Genomic DNA, 1228 nt, shown 5'->3' on the forward strand with positions numbered 1-1228 from the left:
GCTGCCCTTTCCGTTTTGATCGGAGCCTGACGGTTAGCGACACAATGCCGGAGCGACACGTCGCGCAAGAGGCATGACGGTTCGCTTTCGTGCTGCCCTTGCCGATGTTCTTTTGCTATGTCGGCGGCAACGTTCCGTAAAAGAGTCCACCATGTCCCTGTCCGAAGACAGTCGCTATCTCAAGGGCGGCCCGGTTGCCCAGCGCATCATCGCCGCCGTCCGCGAGGATGCCGCGATTGCCAAGGCCGAAGGCTTTCCGCCCAAGCTGATCTCGATCACCGTCGGCGACACCGCTGCGGTGGATGTCTATGTGCGCAACCAGCGCGCCAAGGCGCAACTGGCCGGCATCGATTTCGAGGAACGGCGCTTTCCCGCCACCATCACGTCAGGCGAACTGGAAGCGGCGATCCACGGCCTGAACGCCGATCCGCGCGTCACCGGCATCATCATCCAGCGACCGGTCCCAGCGCATATCCCGATCAGGACGCTGCAGGCGGCGGTGCATCCGCTCAAGGATGTCGAGGGCATGCATCCGGCTTCGATCGGCAACATCGTCTACAACCAGCTCGACCTTGCGCCTTGCACGGCGGCCGCGTCGGTCGAGCTGCTGAAGGAAACGGGCCTCGACCTCAAGGGGCTGGAAGTCGTCATCGTCGGCCATTCGGAAATCGTCGGCAAGCCGATCGCCTTCCTGCTGATGAGCGAAGGTGCTACGGTGACGGTCTGCCACCACATGACGCGATCGGTCGCCGCGCATGCGCGACGCGCCGACGCGCTGTTCGTCGCCGTCGGCAAGCCAAGACTGATCAAGGCCGACATGGTCAAGCCGGGAGCGGCCGTCATCGACATCGGCATCAATTCCGAGATCGGCCCTGACGGCTCCAGCCGTATCGTCGGCGACGTCGACACCGAAAGCGTGCGCGAGGTCGCGTCCTGGATCACCCCGGTGCCGGGCGGGGTCGGCCCGATCACGGTCGCGATCCTGCTGCGCAACACGATGGTGGCGCTCAGCCGGCAGCGCGCGCTTTATGAGGCGACCTACGGCACGGCCGACCGGCTCGCGGCGGAGTAGCGCCGGGGCGGGCGCCCTACTCCGCGGCGATCAGGCTCTGTTCCAGGACACCTTCCGGCTTTGGCCCGCCATAGGCCCAGTCAAGCAATTTTACCGTATGAACCACCGGCAGCTTCGCCGCAGAGGCGATCTGCGTGATGCAGCCGATGTTGCCGG

The 1228-nt window shown here is 65.1% G+C and carries 1 protein-coding gene and 1 pseudogene; one reads left to right on the top strand and one right to left on the bottom strand.

Going from position 1 to position 1228, the window contains the following annotated elements:
* Window positions 1-151: 151 nt before the first annotated feature.
* Window positions 152-1072: a bifunctional 5,10-methylenetetrahydrofolate dehydrogenase/5,10-methenyltetrahydrofolate cyclohydrolase gene (locus FCU66_RS40610; RefSeq protein ID WP_136617370.1), complete on the top strand. Its 921-nt coding sequence runs from the start codon at window positions 152-154 to the stop codon at window positions 1070-1072.
* A gap of 16 nt (window positions 1073-1088) precedes the next feature.
* Here FCU66_RS40610 and FCU66_RS42475 read toward each other — a convergent pair.
* Window positions 1089-1228 (bottom strand): annotated as a pseudogene (locus FCU66_RS42475) (glycolate oxidase iron-sulfur subunit); the annotation flags it as partial.

Source organism: Mesorhizobium norvegicum, from assembly GCF_004919685.1.
In the GTDB taxonomy this organism is placed as follows: domain Bacteria; phylum Pseudomonadota; class Alphaproteobacteria; order Rhizobiales; family Rhizobiaceae; genus Mesorhizobium; species Mesorhizobium norvegicum.